The sequence below is a fragment of the Pseudomonas sp. 3HC3 genome (genome assembly GCF_044904505.1).
In the GTDB taxonomy this organism is placed as follows: Bacteria; Pseudomonadota; Gammaproteobacteria; order Pseudomonadales; family Pseudomonadaceae; genus Aquipseudomonas; species Aquipseudomonas putida_Y.
This window is the reverse complement of the sequence record NZ_JADDRH010000019.1, coordinates 28967-44711: the sequence shown is the minus strand read 5'-3', so window position 1 is coordinate 44711 and position 15745 is coordinate 28967. Positions and strand designations below refer to the sequence as shown.

Genomic DNA, 15745 nt, shown 5'->3' with positions numbered 1-15745 from the left:
CGCCTTTATAGCTTGACGCCTTGAGCGGAGCAAATTACGTTATTCGTAATCTGATTACGATAAAAACAAAATCCGGAGGCATCGATGAACCGCGACACGTCGCCCGACCTTCACTACCTGAGCGGCTTCGGCAACGAATTCGCCAGCGAAGCATTGCCCGGGGCGCTGCCTGTCGGGCAGAACTCCCCGCAGAAGGCCCCGTACGGCCTGTATGCCGAGCTGCTGTCGGGCACGGCGTTCACCATGGCCCGCAGCGAGCTGCGCCGTACCTGGCTATACCGCATTCGGCCTTCTGCCTTGCACCCACGCTTCGAGCGCCTGGCGCGCCAGCCGCTCGGCGGGCCACTGGGGGGCATCAACCCCAACCGCCTGCGCTGGAGTCCGCAGCCGATTCCTGCCGAACCGACCGATTTCGTCGAAGGTTGGCTGCCCATGGCTGCCAACGCCGCAGCGGAAAAACCGGCTGGCGTGAGCATCTACATCTACTGCGCCAACCGGTCCATGGAACGGGTGTTCTTCAACGCAGACGGTGAACTGCTACTGGTGCCGGAACAGGGCCGCCTGCGCATCGCCACCGAACTGGGCGTGATGGAGGTCGAACCGCTGGAAATTGCGGTGATCCCACGAGGCATGAAGTTCCGCGTCGAACTGCTCGACGGCCAGGCACGTGGCTATATCGCGGAAAACCACGGTGCGCCGCTGCGCCTGCCGGACCTGGGCCCGATCGGCAGCAACGGGCTGGCCAACCCCCGCGACTTCCTCACGCCTGTGGCCCACTACGAAGAAGCCGAAGGCCCGGTGCAACTGGTACAGAAGTTCCTGGGGGAACACTGGGCCTGTGAGCTGCAGCACTCACCACTGGATGTTGTGGCCTGGCATGGCAGCAACGTGCCGTACAAGTATGACCTGCGCCGCTTCAACACCATCGGCACGGTCAGCTTCGACCACCCGGACCCCTCGATCTTCACTGTGCTCACCTCGCCCACCAGCGTGCATGGCATGGCCAACATGGACTTCGTGATTTTCCCGCCACGCTGGATGGTGGCCGAGAACACCTTCCGTCCGCCATGGTTCCACCGCAACCTGATGAACGAGTTCATGGGCCTGATCAATGGCGCCTACGACGCCAAGGCCGAGGGCTTCCTGCCGGGTGGCGCCTCGTTGCACGGGGTGATGAGTGCCCATGGCCCCGACGCCGAAACCTGTGAAAAGGCCATTGCCGCCGATCTGGCGCCGCACAAGATCGACAACACCATGGCCTTCATGTTCGAGACCAGCCAGGTGTTGCGCCCGAGCCTGCAAGCCCTTGAGTGCCCGCAATTGCAGGCCGACTACGATAGTTGCTGGGCGACCTTGCCGAGCACCTTCAACCCGAACCGGAGATAACCCATGAACCACACTGCCAATGCCCGTAGTTGGGTCGAGCACGCCAACGGGCACAGCGACTTCCCGCTGCAGAACCTGCCATTGGGCATCTTCAGCCGGCCGGGTGAAGCCAGGCGCTGCGGCGTGGCGATCGGCGACGCGATCCTCGACCTGGAGGCGGTGCTGGTCGCTGGCCTGTTCGATGGGGCGGCCAAGGCCGCCGTTGAAGCCACCCGCGGCGGGTCTTTGAACGCATTCTTCGCTTTGGGCCGCAATGCCCGCGTAGCCCTGCGCGAGCGTTTGCAGGTGCTGCTTGGTGAGCACAGCGAACACCAGGCGGCCTTGAAGCCGGCGTTGTTCCCGGCCAGTGACTGCCAGCTGCACGTGCCGGCGCAGATCGGTGACTACACCGATTTCTACGTTGGCATCGAGCATGCGAAGAACGTGGGCAAGCTGTTCCGTCCCGACAACCCACTGTTGCCCAATTACAAGTACGTGCCGATCGGTTATCACGGCCGCGCCTCCACCATCCGCCCGTCCGGCACCGACGTGCGCCGGCCCAAGGGCCAGACCCTGCCGGCGGGGCACACCGAGCCGAGCTTCGGCCCTTGCGCTCGCCTGGACTACGAACTGGAACTGGGTATCTGGATTGGCCAGGGCAATGACATGGGCCAGGCAATTCCGGTAGGCGATGCCGCCGAGCACGTAGCCGGCCTGTGCCTGCTCAACGACTGGTCGGCGCGCGATATTCAGGCTTGGGAGTACCAGCCACTGGGGCCTTTCCTGTCCAAGAGCTTCATCACCACCATTTCGCCCTGGGTGGTCACCGCCGAAGCGTTGGAGCCGTTCCGCTGCGCCCAGCCGGCCCGCCCGGAAGGCGACCCGCAGCCACTGTCGTACCTGCTGGACAAGCGCGACCAAGCCAGCGGTGCATTCGATATCGAACTCGAAGTGCTGCTGCTGACCGAGCGCATGCGCGAGCAGGGCATTGCCCCGCACCGCCTGACCCTGAGCAACACCCGCAGCATGTACTGGACCGTGGCGCAGTTGGTGGCGCACCACAGCGTCAACGGCTGCCAGCTGCAGCCGGGTGACCTGTTCGGTTCGGGCACGCTGTCGGGTGCCACGCCGGGATCGTTCGGTAGCCTGCTGGAGATCACCGAAGGCGGCAAACTGCCGGTCGAGCTGGCCAGCGGCGAGGTGCGCAAATTCCTCGAAGACGGCGACGAAATCATCCTGCGTGCCCGCTGCACACGTGACGGCGTGGCCAGCATCGGTTTCGGTGAATGCCGCGGCACGGTCATCGCAGCCAACTGAGGAGGCAGGGGTATGGAGCTGTACACCTATTACCGTTCCACCTCGTCCTACCGGGTGCGCATTGCCCTGGCACTGAAGGGGCTGGCTTACCAGTCCCTGCCGGTCAACCTGCTGCAGGGTGAGCAGCGCGGTGAGGGCTATGTAGCCGTCAACCCGCAGGGCCGCGTACCGGCCTTGCGCACCGACGGTGGTGAGGTGCTGGTGCAGTCGCCAGCGATCATCGAGTACCTGGAAGAGGTTTATCCACAGCCTGCGTTGCTGCCAGCCGCAGCCGAGGCTCGGGCCAAGGTACGGGGTGTGGCGGCCATTATTGGCTGCGACATTCACCCGCTACACAACGTCAGCGTACTCAACCGGCTGCGCCAGGCCGGTCAGGACGAGGGGCAGGTCAACCAGTGGATCGGCCACTGGATCAGCCAAGGGCTCGCGGCAGTGGAGCAACTGATTGGCGATCATGGTTTCTGCTTTGGTGACACACCTGGGCTGGCGGATGTGTATCTGATCCCGCAGTTGTACGCGGCCGAACGCTTCAACATCGACCTCGACAGCTTCCCACGCATCCTGCGGGTTGCCGCACTGGCGGCCGCGCACCCGGCGTTCGCCATGGCCCATCCCGCCCGGCAGCCGGACAGCCCGGCTCAGTGAAGTGAACGGTTCGCCGCCGGAAGCTTGCCGATTCGCTCGGACAGCTTCAGGCGCTGGACCGGGTCTTCCGTCAGTAGCAACGCATGCTCCAGGTCGAAGCGCTCGGCCTGCGGGCAATCCAGATGATGGTAGAGCGAGGCGCGGGTCATATAGTCGCTCACCTGCACCGGGCCCAACTGCATGATCCGCTCGGCATCGATCAACGCCGCCAGGTGGTTGTCGTTACTGATGTGCAGCTGGCGCAGGTTGCGTGACAGGCGTTGCAGCATCTGCAGCGGGCTGGCGCTGCGCAGATGCTCTGCTGTCAGCGCCTGGTGCGGGCCGAACTGGCGCGCCAGCAACTCGCGGCAGTCGCTGGGGTACAGGCGCCGGCCGCCGCAGGGGTCGAGCAGGTGGTCGGCACCCGGCACGCGCAGCAGGAAATGGCCAGGGAAGCCCACACCCTCCAGCGGTATGGACAGGCGCCTGGCCAGTTCCAAAGCTAGGATGGCCAGGGTCAGTGGTTGGCCGCGGCGGCGCTGCAATACCTTGTCCATCATCGCTGCATGCGGGCGCAAGGGGTGGTATTCATCCTGCTGAAAGCCCAGCGCATTAAGCTGGCGCAGCAGTGGCTGGGCCAGTTCGCATAGTGGAAGCATCGGCAGGTTGGCGCTTATCTCGCGCTGCAGGTCGTGAAGCGCAGCAAGGCTGGCCGCGGGCTCGACACCAGGGTCGTGCTCGGCGGCAATCCACAATGCGGCTTCCAGCAGGTCGACAGGCTCGCGTTCCAGGCAGGCCAGGCAGGCTTGACGTGGCTTCATGAGGCATCTCCACACACGTTTGAGTATTAGCTGTGGCGCGTGGTTTCGTCCAGTGGTCCGGCGGCGGCGTCAACGCCGAGGCCATGCCTATACTGGAAGGAGCACCTCGTTGGGGAGCCCGTCGATGTTCGCGCTGATGCAAAGCACCCGTACCCAGTCACTGCACCTGTTCAATGACCCGCCTACGGGCCTGAAAGCCGTTGTGGCTATCCACAGTGAGCAGTTGGGGCCGGCCATGGGGGGGTGCCGTTACCTGCCTTACGCCGATGACGAAAGCGCCATGACCGATGCTATTCGCCTGGCCCAGGGCATGAGCTACAAGGCAGCACTGGCCGGTTTGCCGATGGGGGGTGGCAAAGCGGTGATCATGCGCAACCCCCATGTGGAAAACCGCGCCGCGCTGTTCGAGGCCTTTGGCCGCTTCATCGATACCCTGCATGGGCGCTTCATCATTGCCGTGGACAGTGGCACCTCGACATTGGACATGGACTGCATTGCCCACAGCACACCCCATGTAACCAGCACCACTGCCTCGGGCGACCCATCGCCCCATGCGGCGATGGGGGTGTTCGCGGGCATACGTGCCACTACCTCGTTCCGGCTGGGCAGCGATGACCTGAGAGGCTTGCGGGTAGCGGTGCAGGGCTTGGGCAATGTCGGTTATGCACTGGCGGAGCAATTGCATGCGGTGGGGGCAGAGCTGCTGGTCAGCGACCTGGACCCGGGGCGGGTGCGGCTGGCGATGGAGCAGTTCGATGCCAAACCGGTGACCAACGATGCGTTGATCAGTACCCCTTGCGACATCTTTGCCCCCTGCGGCGTGGGCCCGGTACTGAACGGGCAGAGCGTGATGCAACTGCGTTGCGCAGCAGTGGCGGGGGCGGCCAACAACCAGCTGACTACCTTGCAGGTGGCAGACCAGCTGGAGTCGCGCGGCATATTGTATGCACCTGACTACGTCATCAATGCCGGTGGGCTGATCTATGTGGCACTCACCCACCGGGGCGAAGACCAGGGCACCATTACTGCGCACCTGGCGCGGATCCCTTCACGGCTGACCGAAGTCTTTGGCCATGCGCAGGCGGAGAAGCGTTCGCCGGCAAGGGTGGCGCAGATGTTGGCGGAGCGGTTGTTGTATGGCTGAAGGTTGATGATGGCGTGGTGGGCCACTTCGCGGGTAAACCCGCACACCTCCAGCGATATCATTCGGCAGCAGTACCCTCAAGCAACTCGGCCAACGCATCCGGCTGGCTTTTGAACGCCCGGGCGAACACATCGCGGTTCTTCGCCATGTAGATACCGGCTTCCTCGACCTGCTGCTCGGTCAGCGACGGCACCGCCTTGTGCAGTACTTCTGCCAGGCGCTCGGCCAGTTCGAGCATTTTGTCGTGACGGTCTGCTTCGGCCTTATCCATGAACAAGCGCTCCGGGTCGCGGCTGCTGCGGTACACCACTTCGACGGCCATTCATCACCTCTATGCCTTTTTGCTGGTTGTGTTGCGGTTTACTGTATCTATATACAGTAATGGCAATGCTGGTTGGTTCGCAAGCAGAAATTGTAGCGTGGCATAGACCGGGCGAATGCGGTGGCGGCTGCGACGGTGAATGGCCGGGGGATATTGGCCGGCAGGTCCGGCCTATTCGCGGGTGAACCCGCTCCTACGGGGGCGTTAACGGCTGGATTTTGCGTCAGGCACGTGATCGCAAGGAAAGCAGTCTGGCTCAAGGCATGCGCTGTAGATGTAGATGCTTTGTTGGCGGTCAAGCTTTTCTGTGGGGGGCTACGGCTGATTGTGTCAGGGCGGTAAGGCGCCTGCCTTGGTTTTTACGGTGTTGCGTAGATCGAGCGCCGCCCGCGCGGCGCATCGCGAGCAAGCTCGCTCCTACATTTGTTTCGGGCCAATTATTCCTGGGGCAGACGCGCACGTCCCCTTGGCGCTCACCTCGATATCGTGGGGGACAAACAGGGCGGTCGCGCGCGTAGGCACAGGCGATACTGGCCCGAAACAAATGTAGGAGCGAGCTTGCTCGCGATGCGCCGCGGGGGCGGCGCTCGATCTCACAGGCGCTGAAACTGCTGCGGCAAACACATAGAGGCCTTCATCCAACCTGAAGCGAAATCCTCACGGCTTCATACCCAACTCGGCATCATCCATCAGCGCCTTGGCCATGGCACTCAGATAATGGGCGGCCCAGATCATCATGGGTTTCTCCTCCATCAGGCCAATAATGGTCAATTCACGCACATAGCCCATCAATTCCGACGACTGCTCGCGGGCGTCCCTGCAGGGGATGCCGGGCTCGATGCGGAACAAAGGATGGGTGCTGTTTTCGCCTTGATAGAAAGTGGTCTTGCCGACGGTGAATTGGGTGTCTTCTGTTGTCATTGTTCAATCCCCTGAAGTTTCTCTAGTGCCTGGCCAACCTTTTCGCGGGCACGCCCGCTCCCACAGGTACTGTGCAAGTCTTCAAGACTGTGGTGATCCTGTGGGAGCGGGCGAGCCCGCGAAGAGGCCGGCCCTTCCGGCGCATTAACCAGCCTTAGTGCGAAGTCCTGGGCTCAGCGGGCATCTGCACCTGAACCAGTGCCGACTCAAGCAGAGCCCGCAGCGCCTCCAGCTCATGCATCGAGGTCATCATCAGGATCGAAACCGGTGACTTGGGCTGAAGCAGCAACGCCTGATGCACCACGGTAGCTGCACACAACGCGTAGTCGGTGGCCCGGATCAGGGTGTCTTCGAGGGAATGGGGGGGATGGGGTGGATCGGGAACTATTTTCAGCATGGTAAAGGCCTGTTCAAAGTTGGGGCCACCACCTCCTGCTGTCAAACAATGAGGCGGCAGCTGTACATGGGTTGACAGACCGGTGAACAGAACCAAAAGCCGGCGCACACGAGGTGCCCCATGACAGCTGCCATAAAGGCAAAGCCATGTGGTTAGTTCAGGGCGGCCTGTCAAAGCCGATCGCTGACTGGCAGCGACGACCCCAGACTAGTGCGCATGCCCGAACGCCACAATGGCAGGGAGTATCTTTGGGAAATGCCCTACAAGGAAGGGGTTAAATCTGATTTTTCCCCAAGCACGGCCGTGCATTTCTGCAATGTGCCATTCCTCAAGGTGCCTTGCGGCAATCGGTCGCCTTCCAAGAACAGGGGCTTGGCCCTTTAACTGCATGGCACAAGCGTCACATCAGCGACGCATCATCCTTAAAGACGTATCGGGGAATGGAACATCGTGAACATCAAATGGGCAGAAAAACTGCGCAAGGGCCTGCACGGCTCGGCCGACTCGCTGGGCAACCTGTGCGTCGAGGCGTTCCATTACCTGGCGCTTTTCGGCATTGGCGCCATCACCGCTTACGCGGCAGTAGTGACGTTCCTGGACATGCTGGGCAAGGGCGGGGTCAGTGTTGATGACATCCTGCTGTTGTTCATCTACCTGGAGTTGGGGGCGATGGTGGGGATCTACTTCAAGACCAACCACATGCCGATCCGCTTCCTGCTGTACGTGGCAATCACCGCGCTCACTCGCTTGCTGATCGGCGATGTTTCGCACCACAAGGCACCCGATGAAGGGCTGCTGTACCTGTGTGGCGGCATCCTGCTGCTGGCGTTCTCGATCCTGGTGGTGCGCTACGCTTCGTACCGCTACCCCTCGACCAAGGTGCTGGACGCCAACGGCAAGGCAGTGGAGGAGGGCAAGTAGCCCTCAGTTGGCAACGAAATGGCACGGCTCGTGGCGGGCGTCACGGGTCAGCGCGGCCAGCACTTGCAGGGGGTTCTGGCTGAGTTCGATCGCAAGGCCCAGGCGGATGCTGTCGATCACCCGTTGCAGGCGCACCGGGTCGTTGCGTTGGGCCGGGGTGATGAGGCGCTTGGCGACCACGCCGGCGTCGTCGGACAGGGTCAGCATGATGCTGCCGTCAAGGTTGGTAATGCTAAGGTTGACGCGGTATTCGGGGGCGAATGCAGCACTGATTCGGTCGAAAGGGTTGTTCATGGCTGGGGGCCTGTAAAAAGGTATCTGCTGAAGTTGACCGGCCACCATCAGGTTGGTTCCTAGCAGGCAATTAGCCATTATCGCAACTACACTCCTGGAATCGCAGCCGCGACGCATGGCCAATGGCCGGCAAAGGAGTGCCCGTGGTTCCCTCATCTGCTGCCCGCCAGCGTGGCGCAATCGGCCTCATGGCGGTGGTTACCTTGGGCCTGGCCTTGTTGTTCATGCTGGTGGTGATCGACAGCGGCCGGCTTTTTCTTGAGCAGCGCAAGCTGCAGCGTATTGCCGACATGTCGGCGCTGGAGGCGGCAGGCCAGTTTGCCGTCTGTACCGGCAGCGGTCCCCAGGCCACCGTGATTGCCCGGACTGCCGCCACACGCAACGGCCATGCGGCCAGCAACCCGCTCACGGCCAGTTGCGGGTACTTGCAGACCGGCGCCAACAGCTTGCGTACCTTCACCAGTGACAACAATCGTAATGAAGCCATACGGGTGGATGTGAGCAACACGGTGCCCACCAGTGTTGCTGCGGGGGTCTACACGTTGGCGCAGGGCAGTGGATTGCCGTTGACCACGACCTTGCAAGCACATGCGGTGGCATCGTCGCCCCTGCCGCCGCAGGCTATGTTGAGTATTCGTACAACGCTGGCGACCGTCGACTCGCGGCAGTCGGTTCTGCTAGATGCACTGCTCGGCGCCCTGGGCGGTGCGGTTCAGCTTGATGTGGCCGGCTGGCAAGGCATCGCCAGTACTCAGCTAAATCTGCTCAGCTACCTTGACCAACTGGCCGTCGACCTTGACCTCAAGGCAGGCGACTATCAGCAACTGCTCACTGCCGACGCCACCGCTACGCAGTTGCTGCAAGCGGCGGTAAAGGTACTGCAGCAGAGTGGTGCGGCGGCAGATGTGGTAACCAATCTGGGCAAGGTGGCACTGGGCGCCAGCAACAGTACGCTGCTGCAACTTGGGGACCTGCTCGATATTCAGAACGGCACGGCGCAGGCCGGGCTGGATGCCAGTATTCAGTTGCTGCAACTGGTGCAGGGGGTAATCCAGCTGGCGGTCAGCGAAAGTGCAGCAACGGTGGACTTGCCAATCAGCGTGCTGGGACTGGTCAATGGTCGGGTGCGACTGAAGGTGATCGAACCCCAGCAGATTTCTGCGGTGGGAGACCCGCGTACAGATGAGTTGCGGGTGCATACCGCACAGGTGCGGGCGATGATCTCGTTGGACTTGCCTTTGCTCAACTCGGTGCTTGGGTTGCTCAATGCAGTGTTGGACCTCGTCGGGCCGATAACCAGTGTGCTTAACAATCTGCTCAGCCTGAACCTCGCCAGTACATTGCAATCGGTGCTTTGCCTGGTTGGCGTCCCATGTACGGTCACCGATATAATCCTGGTCCCGGATAAATTGTCGCTGGACATCGGTCTTGAAGTGGCAGAAGCGACGACGAGGCTCAACCCGTTATCGCCAGAAACCTTCAGTTGCTCACCCAAGCGTTTGACGACACAGACTCAGAGTTCAGCCGCCAAGGTTGCGGTGGGGCGTTTTGAGTCTGTGGACGCGTTTTTCACCAATGGCACCACCGTTGTCAAAGCGTTGCCGTTGGTCGATATCGGGACCAAACGCTGCACCCGGCTGCTCATACTGCCTGCGATCTGTGATGCACGTATCCCCTTCGCTGGTGGCGGCCTAGGCGTGCGCGTCAACAGCAAGTTGCTGGGCAGCGGAGCGGTCGAACGCCCGCTGGTGTTCCAGGCCCCTAACAGCACGCCGCCAAACATCGGCCTTCCCTCGGCTTACCAGAGCATGCAACCCGCCAACAACAACGTCGTTGGTAGCCTCACCGACACGCTGCTGGGAATACAGCTGGAAGCCTACAAGCCCACTGCCAACAGTGGCCTCGGCGAAGTACTGGTAATCGTCGGCAACGTCCTTGGCGGCGTCAAAGGCATCGTCGAACCCCTGATCAAAAATCTGCTAAGCCCGTTGCTCGACCCCTTGGTCAACGTGTTACTCAAGGTCCTCGGCATAGACTTGGTCAATGCCGAGGTCGGGGCCAACCTCAGTTGCTCCGGCGGCCGTGCTCAGCTAGCGCTGTAGACGGGCAACCAAACCTGGAAGCACGCACCTTCGTTGCTGTTGTGTGCTTCCAGCCTGCCGCCCATGGCCTCGACGATACTGTGGCTTACCGACAAGCCCAAGCCGGTGCCTGCTCCGGCGGCCTTGGTGGTAAAGAATGGTTCGAAGATGCGTTCGAGCAGGCGTGGCTCGATACCGCCGCCGTTGTCTTCCACCACCAGGCACAGGTGCCCTTCCTCGACGCGCTGGCTCACGCTGATCCGCGGCTTGGCAACCCGCCGTTCGAGCAGCGCGTCACGGGCATTGACCAGCAGGTTTATCAGGACCTGCTCGAGCTGGTCCTCATGGCCCAGTACTTCCGGACACAGGTCTGGCTCTTCAATATGCAAGGCTACACCTTTGCCGCCCAACCCCTCAGCCAGCAACCCCAGCGCACCTTGCACCGCTACCCAGGCGGCGAACACCTGCTGTTCGACCTCGGACCGGCGCCCATAGGTGCGCAGATGCTCGATCAGGCGCGCAATGCGTTCGACCTGGGCATCGATCCGATGCAGCTTGCCCGCCACATACTCGGCATCGACCACGCCACTTTCCAGGCGCTTGAGAGTATTGACCAGCGCAAGGCGCATGGTAGTCAACGGTTGGTTGATTTCATGCACGAAGCCCGTTGCCAATTCGCCTAGAGTGGCCATCTTGGCCCCTTGCAGCAGTTGTTGCTGGCTGTGGCGTACTGCTGTGTTGTCGCGTCCCACCGCCTGCACTTCCTGCAGCTGACCGTGCTCATCGAACAGGCCACGCTCGGCCCACACCCACCAGGATGTTCGGCGTCCGGGCAATTGCAGGCAGATTTCGGCACTGGCCAACGGCTGCGCCGGCGTCAACACCGACAGGCGTTGGAGAAAGGCCGCGCGTTGGCTGTCGGACAGCCACTGACCGAGGTTCATGCCCGTCAATTGTTGCGGCGCGCATTCCAGCTGTTCGGCAAGCGGGTGGTTGCAAAACAGCAGCTCAAGGTCTGGGCGATAGCGACAGATCATGGCCGGCGAGTCTTCTACCAGCACCCGGTAGCGCTCCTCGCTTTGGCGCACCCGCTCGGCCGTTTCGGTCAATTCGCTGACGTCCAGCCACAGTCCCACAGCCTCCACAGGCTGGCCCAGATCGTCACGCAGCAGGCGGGCCTCGTCGAGTATCCAGTGGTAGGTGCCAAGGTGATCGCGCAGGCGGTAGCGGCTGCGCACCTGGCCATCGCGCAGCAGCGTACGGGTGCGTTCGAGCCACGTCGGGCGGTCGTCGGGATGCACTGCCTGAGCAGGGTGGCGCGCCAGTTCACTGTCTCTGGGCCAGCCCAGCAATGGTGTCAGGCTGGCGCTGAAAAATTCACTGTGCAGTGCACCTTCGGCATATCGCTGGATGTAAATCACCGCAGGCGAGCTGGCGATCAGGTTTTCGAGCCGGGCGCGCGCGGCCCCGGCCTGCAGTTCCTGGGCCTTCAACACGCTGATATCGAGCACAAACCCCTGAACCTGATGGCCTTGCAACTGGCCTGCCCACTGTAGCCAGCGCGGGCTTGCCAGGCTGTTGGCTGGCAGTAGGCGCAGGTTCATGTTCAAAGCAATGCCTGCGCGCAGTTGTTCCAACGCCATGCGTGCGGCTTCACGATCGGCCGGGTGCACCCGGCCCAGCCATTGCTCGGCGGTGGCCTCAGTCGGTATGCCCAGGCGCAAGGCCAGCGCTGGGTCGAACTGCAGCGGCCCTTGCAGAGGCCATGTCCACCAGCCGGCCCCCAGCTGCTGTTGCAGTTCATCCAGGTGACGTGAACGTTGCCGCAACTGGTGCTGGCGCAGGCGACTGAGCAGGGGTTCGATCAACGCTTGCAACAGGGCTGCGACCGTTTCGCTTGCCGGCGGCCGTTGCGCGCCTGCGCACAGCAACCAGGCCTGCACGGTATGGCCGTGCAGGTAGGGCACGGCCAGCAATGGCAAGCCGGCACACGATGGCTGCAACAGCGAGTTTCCAGCAGCCACTTCTCGACCCCGTGGCGGTAGCGTTTGCAGCCAGGGTCGCAAGCGCTCGTCATCGGCCCAGGGCCAGTCGTTGTCGCTGCAAGTGTAGGTGTACCAGCCGCAATCGCCCGCCAGCATCAGGCGCAGAGAGCCAGCATGCCAGTGCTCGGCCAGGCGCTTCAGTTGTTCGGTGGCCGTCAGCATCAGACGTTCTTCGTCGCAGTCACGTAGGGCGCGGCCAAGCGCCGCTGCCAGCGCCTGTTGCGTCAGGCGATGGTCTTGTTGCTCGAGTTCCCCCAGCAGGTCACCGATATCGAACAGCTGCAGCAGCCAGCCGTCGCCCTGCCGCTGGAGCCAGCCGCGGGTGTGCAGGGCAGGGCCGTGCACGGTCGTGAAGTCAAGGTCCAGCGGTTGCCCCTGCCAGTCGGCAGGGGGGCCTTCAAGCACCAGCCAGCTGTGCCGTTGCAGGTAGTCGTGCACACGGGGGGCGCTGTGCGAACTCGCAGGCAGCACCGTGCGCAAGGGACCGGCCAGGCGCAGCACGTGCCCAAGGTCATCCAGCCAGAGTTGCAGCCCCACTGCTTGCGGGGCGGGCGCTACCTGCGCGGTGGCCTGGTCGCCCAGCCAGCGATCGAACAAGCCGCTCATAGCTGCAAGCTCGCTTCGGCCCGCAGGCGATCGGGCAGGCGCGGCACCTCACCGATCAGCGGCAGTACCAGCATAGGCAGCACGTTGTTCAGTTTCGTTTTGGGGTAGTTGATGGTCACGGTCAGCAATTTGTCGGCGCCCAGGGTCACCTGGGTATCACTGGCGGGCTGGAAGTCGAATGCGGCGGGCATCCACTGCAACTGTTGGCTGATGACCTGGTGGGCCAGGGTCTGCACATCGGCGCTGTAGCTGGCGCTGTCCGGGTCCAGGGCCACGCAGCGACGCACGGCTTCGGCACTGGCCTGGTTGAATGACTGCAGCATGAGCATGGGCAGGGTGTAGCTGACCAGGCCGTAGAATACCGCGAAAAAGATCATGAATACGGCCGCGAACTCAATGGCCGCTGCGCCTTTTTGCCGTTTTGCCGGGCCTGCTTTCATGATTGCGTCTACCCTGACCATGAATCCTGAATAACAGCATAGAACCGATCGTCGAACAGGGATGGCCATTTGCCTATGCATAGCCTTGCAGTGCTTGTCTGGGTGGTGTTGTGCGCTGGGCAGGATGCCTGGGAGCGGCAGATTTCCAATGTCCTGACGCTGGGGGCTGCCGCCTGTGCGCTGGCCTGGTTGCTGGCCACCGGGCACAGTTGGCTAGGTGCTCAGGGCAGCGATGCAGCGCTTGCTTTCGTCATCGTCCTGCTACTGACGTTGCCCGGCTACATGCTCGGCCAGTTCGGGGCTGGCGACGTCAAGCTGCTCGGCGCGCTTGCCTTGGCCACCAGCCTGGACCACGTACTCGGCACGTTCATTGGCGCCGGTGTGGCAATGGTTGTGTGGCAAATGGTACGGCGCAGGTCACGCCAGCCAGGGGAGAAAAGGCCGTTTGCGCCATGCTTGCTGGTAGGCTTTGCCGTTTCGCTGGCCTGGGCTGGCTAAACATCTTCAAGGTATGCAAAGAATCTGTAGGCGATTGCCCCGCCCACAGAGCCCCCGCTAAATCAGCGAGTCAGTTGTTTCGCTCTGCCATCTTTGTCCAGCGGTAGAAGTCGGGGATTTCGTACTTGTAGGTATCCAGCCAGCGCTGCATGGACTGGTCACGCTCCCGCGCGGTTTGCACCTGCAGGTGCCTGGATGCCTGCTCACCGCTGGACTGCAAGCGCAGCAGCCGTTCGGTCGCCGTCTCGTCCAGAGGGGGATGGTGCGGGTTTTCCTCGGCCAGTAACGTCGCGCTGCCAACCCAGCAGGCCAGTACCATCACATACCTGATCATGATCACCTCCGCGTATCAATTGACCATCATGTCCTGGGCCCTGGTCGATGCGATCGGGCCTCGGCCGCCGGCCTTGATCTTGCTGGCGCGCGCCTGGGCTTCGGCAAACTGCCAGGCTTTGAGCTGCAGCCGGTATACCAGGTCGTTGGCCTGTTGCCAGTTGTCCTGCACCAGCGCCAAGGTCACCAGGTTGACCGCAGGCAGCGTGTTGTCGTCCTTCAGTTCAATGGCCGTCAGCAACTCGAAGCGAGCTTGCTCATAGCGCCCCAGATTCATCAAAACCACGCCAAGGTCGTTGCGCACCCGTTCGTCGGTAGGCGCAAGCCGTACAGCGCGTTGCAGGTGCTGCAGGCCCTGGACGTCGTCGCCCCGGGCCGAAGCCAATTGGCCCAGGCCATGTTCGCCTTCGGCTGCCAGGCAACCGCCAAGCAGGCTACGGTACAAGGGCTCGGCTTCGCTGAGGCCAAGCAGCCGTGACACTTTGGCTTTGCGCAGGCGAACCTGTTCGAAGGTGTCCGGCAGTTGCTGCAAGTGGGCAAGGCTGGCGTGTGGGCGCCCGTCGTTGAGCATTTCGTCTGCCAGGTTCAGTGACAGTTGCTGGTCGGCGTCCGGCTTGCTGCAACTGGCGCTGGCTAACAACTGGCGCAGGCCTTCCGGCTGCTGCCCGGCGCATCCGGTCAACAACACCAGGCTCGCGCACAACAGGATTGTCTTCATCAATCAGTCCTCATGGGCTTAACGCCCGCGCCAATGCAGAGAAACCCGGGCCGGCAAGGACAATGAGCAAGGCCGGGAACAGGAACACCATCATCACTGCCGACATCTTTGCCGACATCATCGACACCCGTTCTTGCAGGCGGGTCAGGCGACGGTCGTCGAGTAGCGCCTTCAGTGCCTGCAACGACTTCATCGCGCCACTGCCCTGTGTCAGCAACTGGCGCAGGATCACGCAGGTATCGGTGAACTCATCTACAGCCAGCAACTGGGCGACCTTTTCCAGCTCCGGGCCCAGCGCCATGCCTGAATCCACCCGCTGCAGCACCTGGCGCAACTCTGCGCTGGTGTGCGGGATCAGTGTCCGGCCTTCCTGGCTCAGCACGCGCAGTGCCTGTTCAACGGCCAGGCCGGTCTCGAAGAGAATCCGCAGCAAGGGAATCATCAGGCTGACTTCTTCTGCGATGCGCTGCTGGCGACGTGCCGCAGCCACGGCCAGCAGTCGCTTGGGCAGCAGGTAACCGACGCCCAGCGCGCACGATGGCCAGACCACCCAGCCGGCTGCTGCGCTGCCCTTGAACGCCTGTTGCAACAGCAGCGTCATTGCCACGGCCACCAGCGGCAGGCCCAACTGAACAGCGGCAAAAAGGGCACGCTGGCGACTGCGGCGCCAGCCGATACGTTCGAGCAGAGCCTGGCTTTCGCCGTCCAATTTCTGTAACCGCAGCCCCCACGGGCTGCTGCCCAGCCAGTGCAACCAGTCGCCCAAGCGCTCGTCGCGGGTCAGCCGCCCTTGCAGCCGTCGGGCCACCAGTACCCGCGCGCGCCATTGGCGAATAGCCTGCAGGCCAAACAGACTGGCAGCGATGAACAGGCACAGGGCGCAGATCAGCAAGGCCAT

The 15745-nt window shown here is 62.5% G+C and carries 17 protein-coding genes; 7 read left to right on the top strand and 10 right to left on the bottom strand.

The features are described from left to right. The first annotated feature begins 84 nt into the window (after positions 1–84). The 3 genes from hmgA to maiA are packed head-to-tail and all read left to right on the top strand — an operon-like array spanning position 85 to position 3327. Positions 85–1386: a homogentisate 1,2-dioxygenase gene (gene hmgA, locus INQ47_RS20870; protein ID WP_404702489.1), complete on the top strand. Its 1302-nt coding sequence runs from the start codon at positions 85–87 to the stop codon at positions 1384–1386. Between the two features lie 3 nt (positions 1387–1389). Continuing rightward, positions 1390–2682 (top strand): fumarylacetoacetase, encoded by a 1293-nt coding sequence (gene fahA / locus INQ47_RS20865; RefSeq protein ID WP_252459616.1) that lies wholly within the window; start codon positions 1390–1392, stop codon positions 2680–2682. Between the two features lie 12 nt (positions 2683–2694). After that, positions 2695–3327 carry a maleylacetoacetate isomerase gene (gene maiA, locus INQ47_RS20860; protein ID WP_176682541.1) on the top strand — a complete coding sequence of 211 codons (633 nt, stop codon included), beginning with the start codon at positions 2695–2697 and terminating at the stop codon, positions 3325–3327. On the opposite strand, the gene INQ47_RS20855 is transcribed toward maiA, so the two are convergent. Then, complete coding sequence (locus INQ47_RS20855) at positions 3321–4127, bottom strand: SirB1 family protein (RefSeq protein WP_392488677.1); 807 nt, start codon at positions 4125–4127, stop codon at positions 3321–3323. The genes maiA and INQ47_RS20855 overlap by 7 nt on opposite strands. 124 nt (positions 4128–4251) lie before the next feature. Between INQ47_RS20855 and INQ47_RS20850 the strand changes: the two genes are divergently transcribed. Then, positions 4252–5271 (top strand): Glu/Leu/Phe/Val dehydrogenase dimerization domain-containing protein, encoded by a 1020-nt coding sequence (locus INQ47_RS20850; protein WP_252459614.1) that lies wholly within the window; start codon positions 4252–4254, stop codon positions 5269–5271. Positions 5272–5329: 58 nt separating this feature from the next. On the opposite strand, the gene INQ47_RS20845 is transcribed toward INQ47_RS20850, so the two are convergent. The 3 genes from INQ47_RS20845 to INQ47_RS20835 form a co-directional block, all read right to left on the bottom strand. Beyond that, positions 5330–5593 carry a YebG family protein gene (locus INQ47_RS20845; RefSeq protein WP_003251679.1) on the bottom strand — a complete coding sequence of 88 codons (264 nt, stop codon included), beginning with the start codon at positions 5591–5593 and terminating at the stop codon, positions 5330–5332. Positions 5594–6250: 657 nt separating this feature from the next. After that, the gene (locus INQ47_RS20840; RefSeq protein ID WP_404702488.1) at positions 6251–6514 is read right to left on the bottom strand and encodes a DUF3077 domain-containing protein; all 264 of its coding nucleotides are present in this window, start codon (positions 6512–6514) and stop codon (positions 6251–6253) included. A 154-nt stretch (positions 6515–6668) separates the two neighbouring features. Continuing rightward, positions 6669–6911 (bottom strand): hypothetical protein, encoded by a 243-nt coding sequence (locus tag INQ47_RS20835; protein WP_404702487.1) that lies wholly within the window; start codon positions 6909–6911, stop codon positions 6669–6671. 450 nt (positions 6912–7361) lie between these two features. Between INQ47_RS20835 and INQ47_RS20830 the strand changes: the two genes are divergently transcribed. Further along, positions 7362–7832 carry a phosphate-starvation-inducible protein PsiE gene (locus tag INQ47_RS20830; protein WP_252460837.1) on the top strand — a complete coding sequence of 157 codons (471 nt, stop codon included), beginning with the start codon at positions 7362–7364 and terminating at the stop codon, positions 7830–7832. Positions 7833–7835: 3 nt separating this feature from the next. Here the strand turns inward: INQ47_RS20830 and INQ47_RS20825 are convergent, their stop codons facing one another. Then, entirely contained in the window at positions 7836–8126 is a 291-nt protein-coding gene (locus tag INQ47_RS20825) for a DUF3509 domain-containing protein (RefSeq protein WP_252460836.1), read from the bottom strand. Positions 8127–8269: 143 nt separating this feature from the next. Here INQ47_RS20825 and INQ47_RS20820 point away from each other — a divergent pair, with 143 nt between their 5' ends. Next, positions 8270–10228 carry a TadG family pilus assembly protein gene (locus tag INQ47_RS20820; protein ID WP_404702486.1) on the top strand — a complete coding sequence of 653 codons (1959 nt, stop codon included), beginning with the start codon at positions 8270–8272 and terminating at the stop codon, positions 10226–10228. Here INQ47_RS20820 and INQ47_RS20815 read toward each other — a convergent pair. Together INQ47_RS20815 and INQ47_RS20810 are read right to left on the bottom strand one after the other, a co-directional pair. Continuing rightward, positions 10213–12858, bottom strand: a complete 2646-nt coding sequence (locus INQ47_RS20815; protein WP_404702485.1) for an ATP-binding protein — start codon at positions 12856–12858, stop codon at positions 10213–10215. The two genes, INQ47_RS20820 and INQ47_RS20815, sit on opposite strands and share 16 nt — an antisense overlap. Next, a complete protein-coding gene (locus INQ47_RS20810; RefSeq protein ID WP_176682549.1) occupies positions 12855–13298 on the bottom strand; it encodes a TadE/TadG family type IV pilus assembly protein in 444 nt (147 codons plus the stop codon). Before INQ47_RS20810 ends, INQ47_RS20815 begins: the two co-directional genes overlap by 4 nt. Before the next feature lie 75 nt (positions 13299–13373). On the opposite strand from INQ47_RS20810, the gene INQ47_RS20805 reads away from it, so the two are divergent. Beyond that, positions 13374–13796 carry a prepilin peptidase gene (locus tag INQ47_RS20805; protein ID WP_252460831.1) on the top strand — a complete coding sequence of 141 codons (423 nt, stop codon included), beginning with the start codon at positions 13374–13376 and terminating at the stop codon, positions 13794–13796. A 70-nt stretch (positions 13797–13866) separates the two neighbouring features. Here INQ47_RS20805 and INQ47_RS20800 read toward each other — a convergent pair whose 3' ends face one another. Genes INQ47_RS20800 through INQ47_RS20790 form a run of 3 tightly spaced genes read right to left on the bottom strand, consistent with a single transcriptional unit; the run spans position 13867 to position 15745 of the window. Further along, the gene (locus tag INQ47_RS20800) at positions 13867–14130 is read right to left on the bottom strand and encodes a DUF3613 domain-containing protein (protein WP_252460829.1); all 264 of its coding nucleotides are present in this window, start codon (positions 14128–14130) and stop codon (positions 13867–13869) included. 15 nt (positions 14131–14145) lie between these two features. Further along, positions 14146–14847, bottom strand: a complete 702-nt coding sequence (locus INQ47_RS20795; protein WP_404702484.1) for a tetratricopeptide repeat protein — start codon at positions 14845–14847, stop codon at positions 14146–14148. 10 nt (positions 14848–14857) lie between these two features. Then, positions 14858–15745, bottom strand: a complete 888-nt coding sequence (locus INQ47_RS20790; RefSeq protein WP_252460825.1) for a type II secretion system F family protein — start codon at positions 15743–15745, stop codon at positions 14858–14860.

Coding starts and splice junctions, on each gene's coding strand:
- INQ47_RS20790 (WP_252460825.1), bottom strand. CDS start 15,745: ATGGCCTTGCTGATCTGCGCCCTGTGCCTGTTCATCGCTGCCAGTCTG.
- INQ47_RS20825 (WP_252460836.1), bottom strand. CDS start 8,126: ATGAACAACCCTTTCGACCGAATCAGTGCTGCATTCGCCCCCGAATAC.
- INQ47_RS20795 (WP_404702484.1), bottom strand. CDS start 14,847: ATGAAGACAATCCTGTTGTGCGCGAGCCTGGTGTTGTTGACCGGATGC.
- fahA (WP_252459616.1), top strand. CDS start 1,390: ATGAACCACACTGCCAATGCCCGTAGTTGGGTCGAGCACGCCAACGGG.
- INQ47_RS20800 (WP_252460829.1), bottom strand. CDS start 14,130: ATGATCAGGTATGTGATGGTACTGGCCTGCTGGGTTGGCAGCGCGACG.
- INQ47_RS20835 (WP_404702487.1), bottom strand. CDS start 6,911: ATGCTGAAAATAGTTCCCGATCCACCCCATCCCCCCCATTCCCTCGAA.
- INQ47_RS20810 (WP_176682549.1), bottom strand. CDS start 13,298: ATGAAAGCAGGCCCGGCAAAACGGCAAAAAGGCGCAGCGGCCATTGAG.
- INQ47_RS20840 (WP_404702488.1), bottom strand. CDS start 6,514: ATGACAACAGAAGACACCCAATTCACCGTCGGCAAGACCACTTTCTAT.
- hmgA (WP_404702489.1), top strand. CDS start 85: ATGAACCGCGACACGTCGCCCGACCTTCACTACCTGAGCGGCTTCGGC.
- INQ47_RS20850 (WP_252459614.1), top strand. CDS start 4,252: ATGTTCGCGCTGATGCAAAGCACCCGTACCCAGTCACTGCACCTGTTC.
- INQ47_RS20805 (WP_252460831.1), top strand. CDS start 13,374: ATGCATAGCCTTGCAGTGCTTGTCTGGGTGGTGTTGTGCGCTGGGCAG.
- INQ47_RS20845 (WP_003251679.1), bottom strand. CDS start 5,593: ATGGCCGTCGAAGTGGTGTACCGCAGCAGCCGCGACCCGGAGCGCTTG.
- INQ47_RS20815 (WP_404702485.1), bottom strand. CDS start 12,858: ATGAGCGGCTTGTTCGATCGCTGGCTGGGCGACCAGGCCACCGCGCAG.
- maiA (WP_176682541.1), top strand. CDS start 2,695: ATGGAGCTGTACACCTATTACCGTTCCACCTCGTCCTACCGGGTGCGC.
- INQ47_RS20855 (WP_392488677.1), bottom strand. CDS start 4,127: ATGAAGCCACGTCAAGCCTGCCTGGCCTGCCTGGAACGCGAGCCTGTC.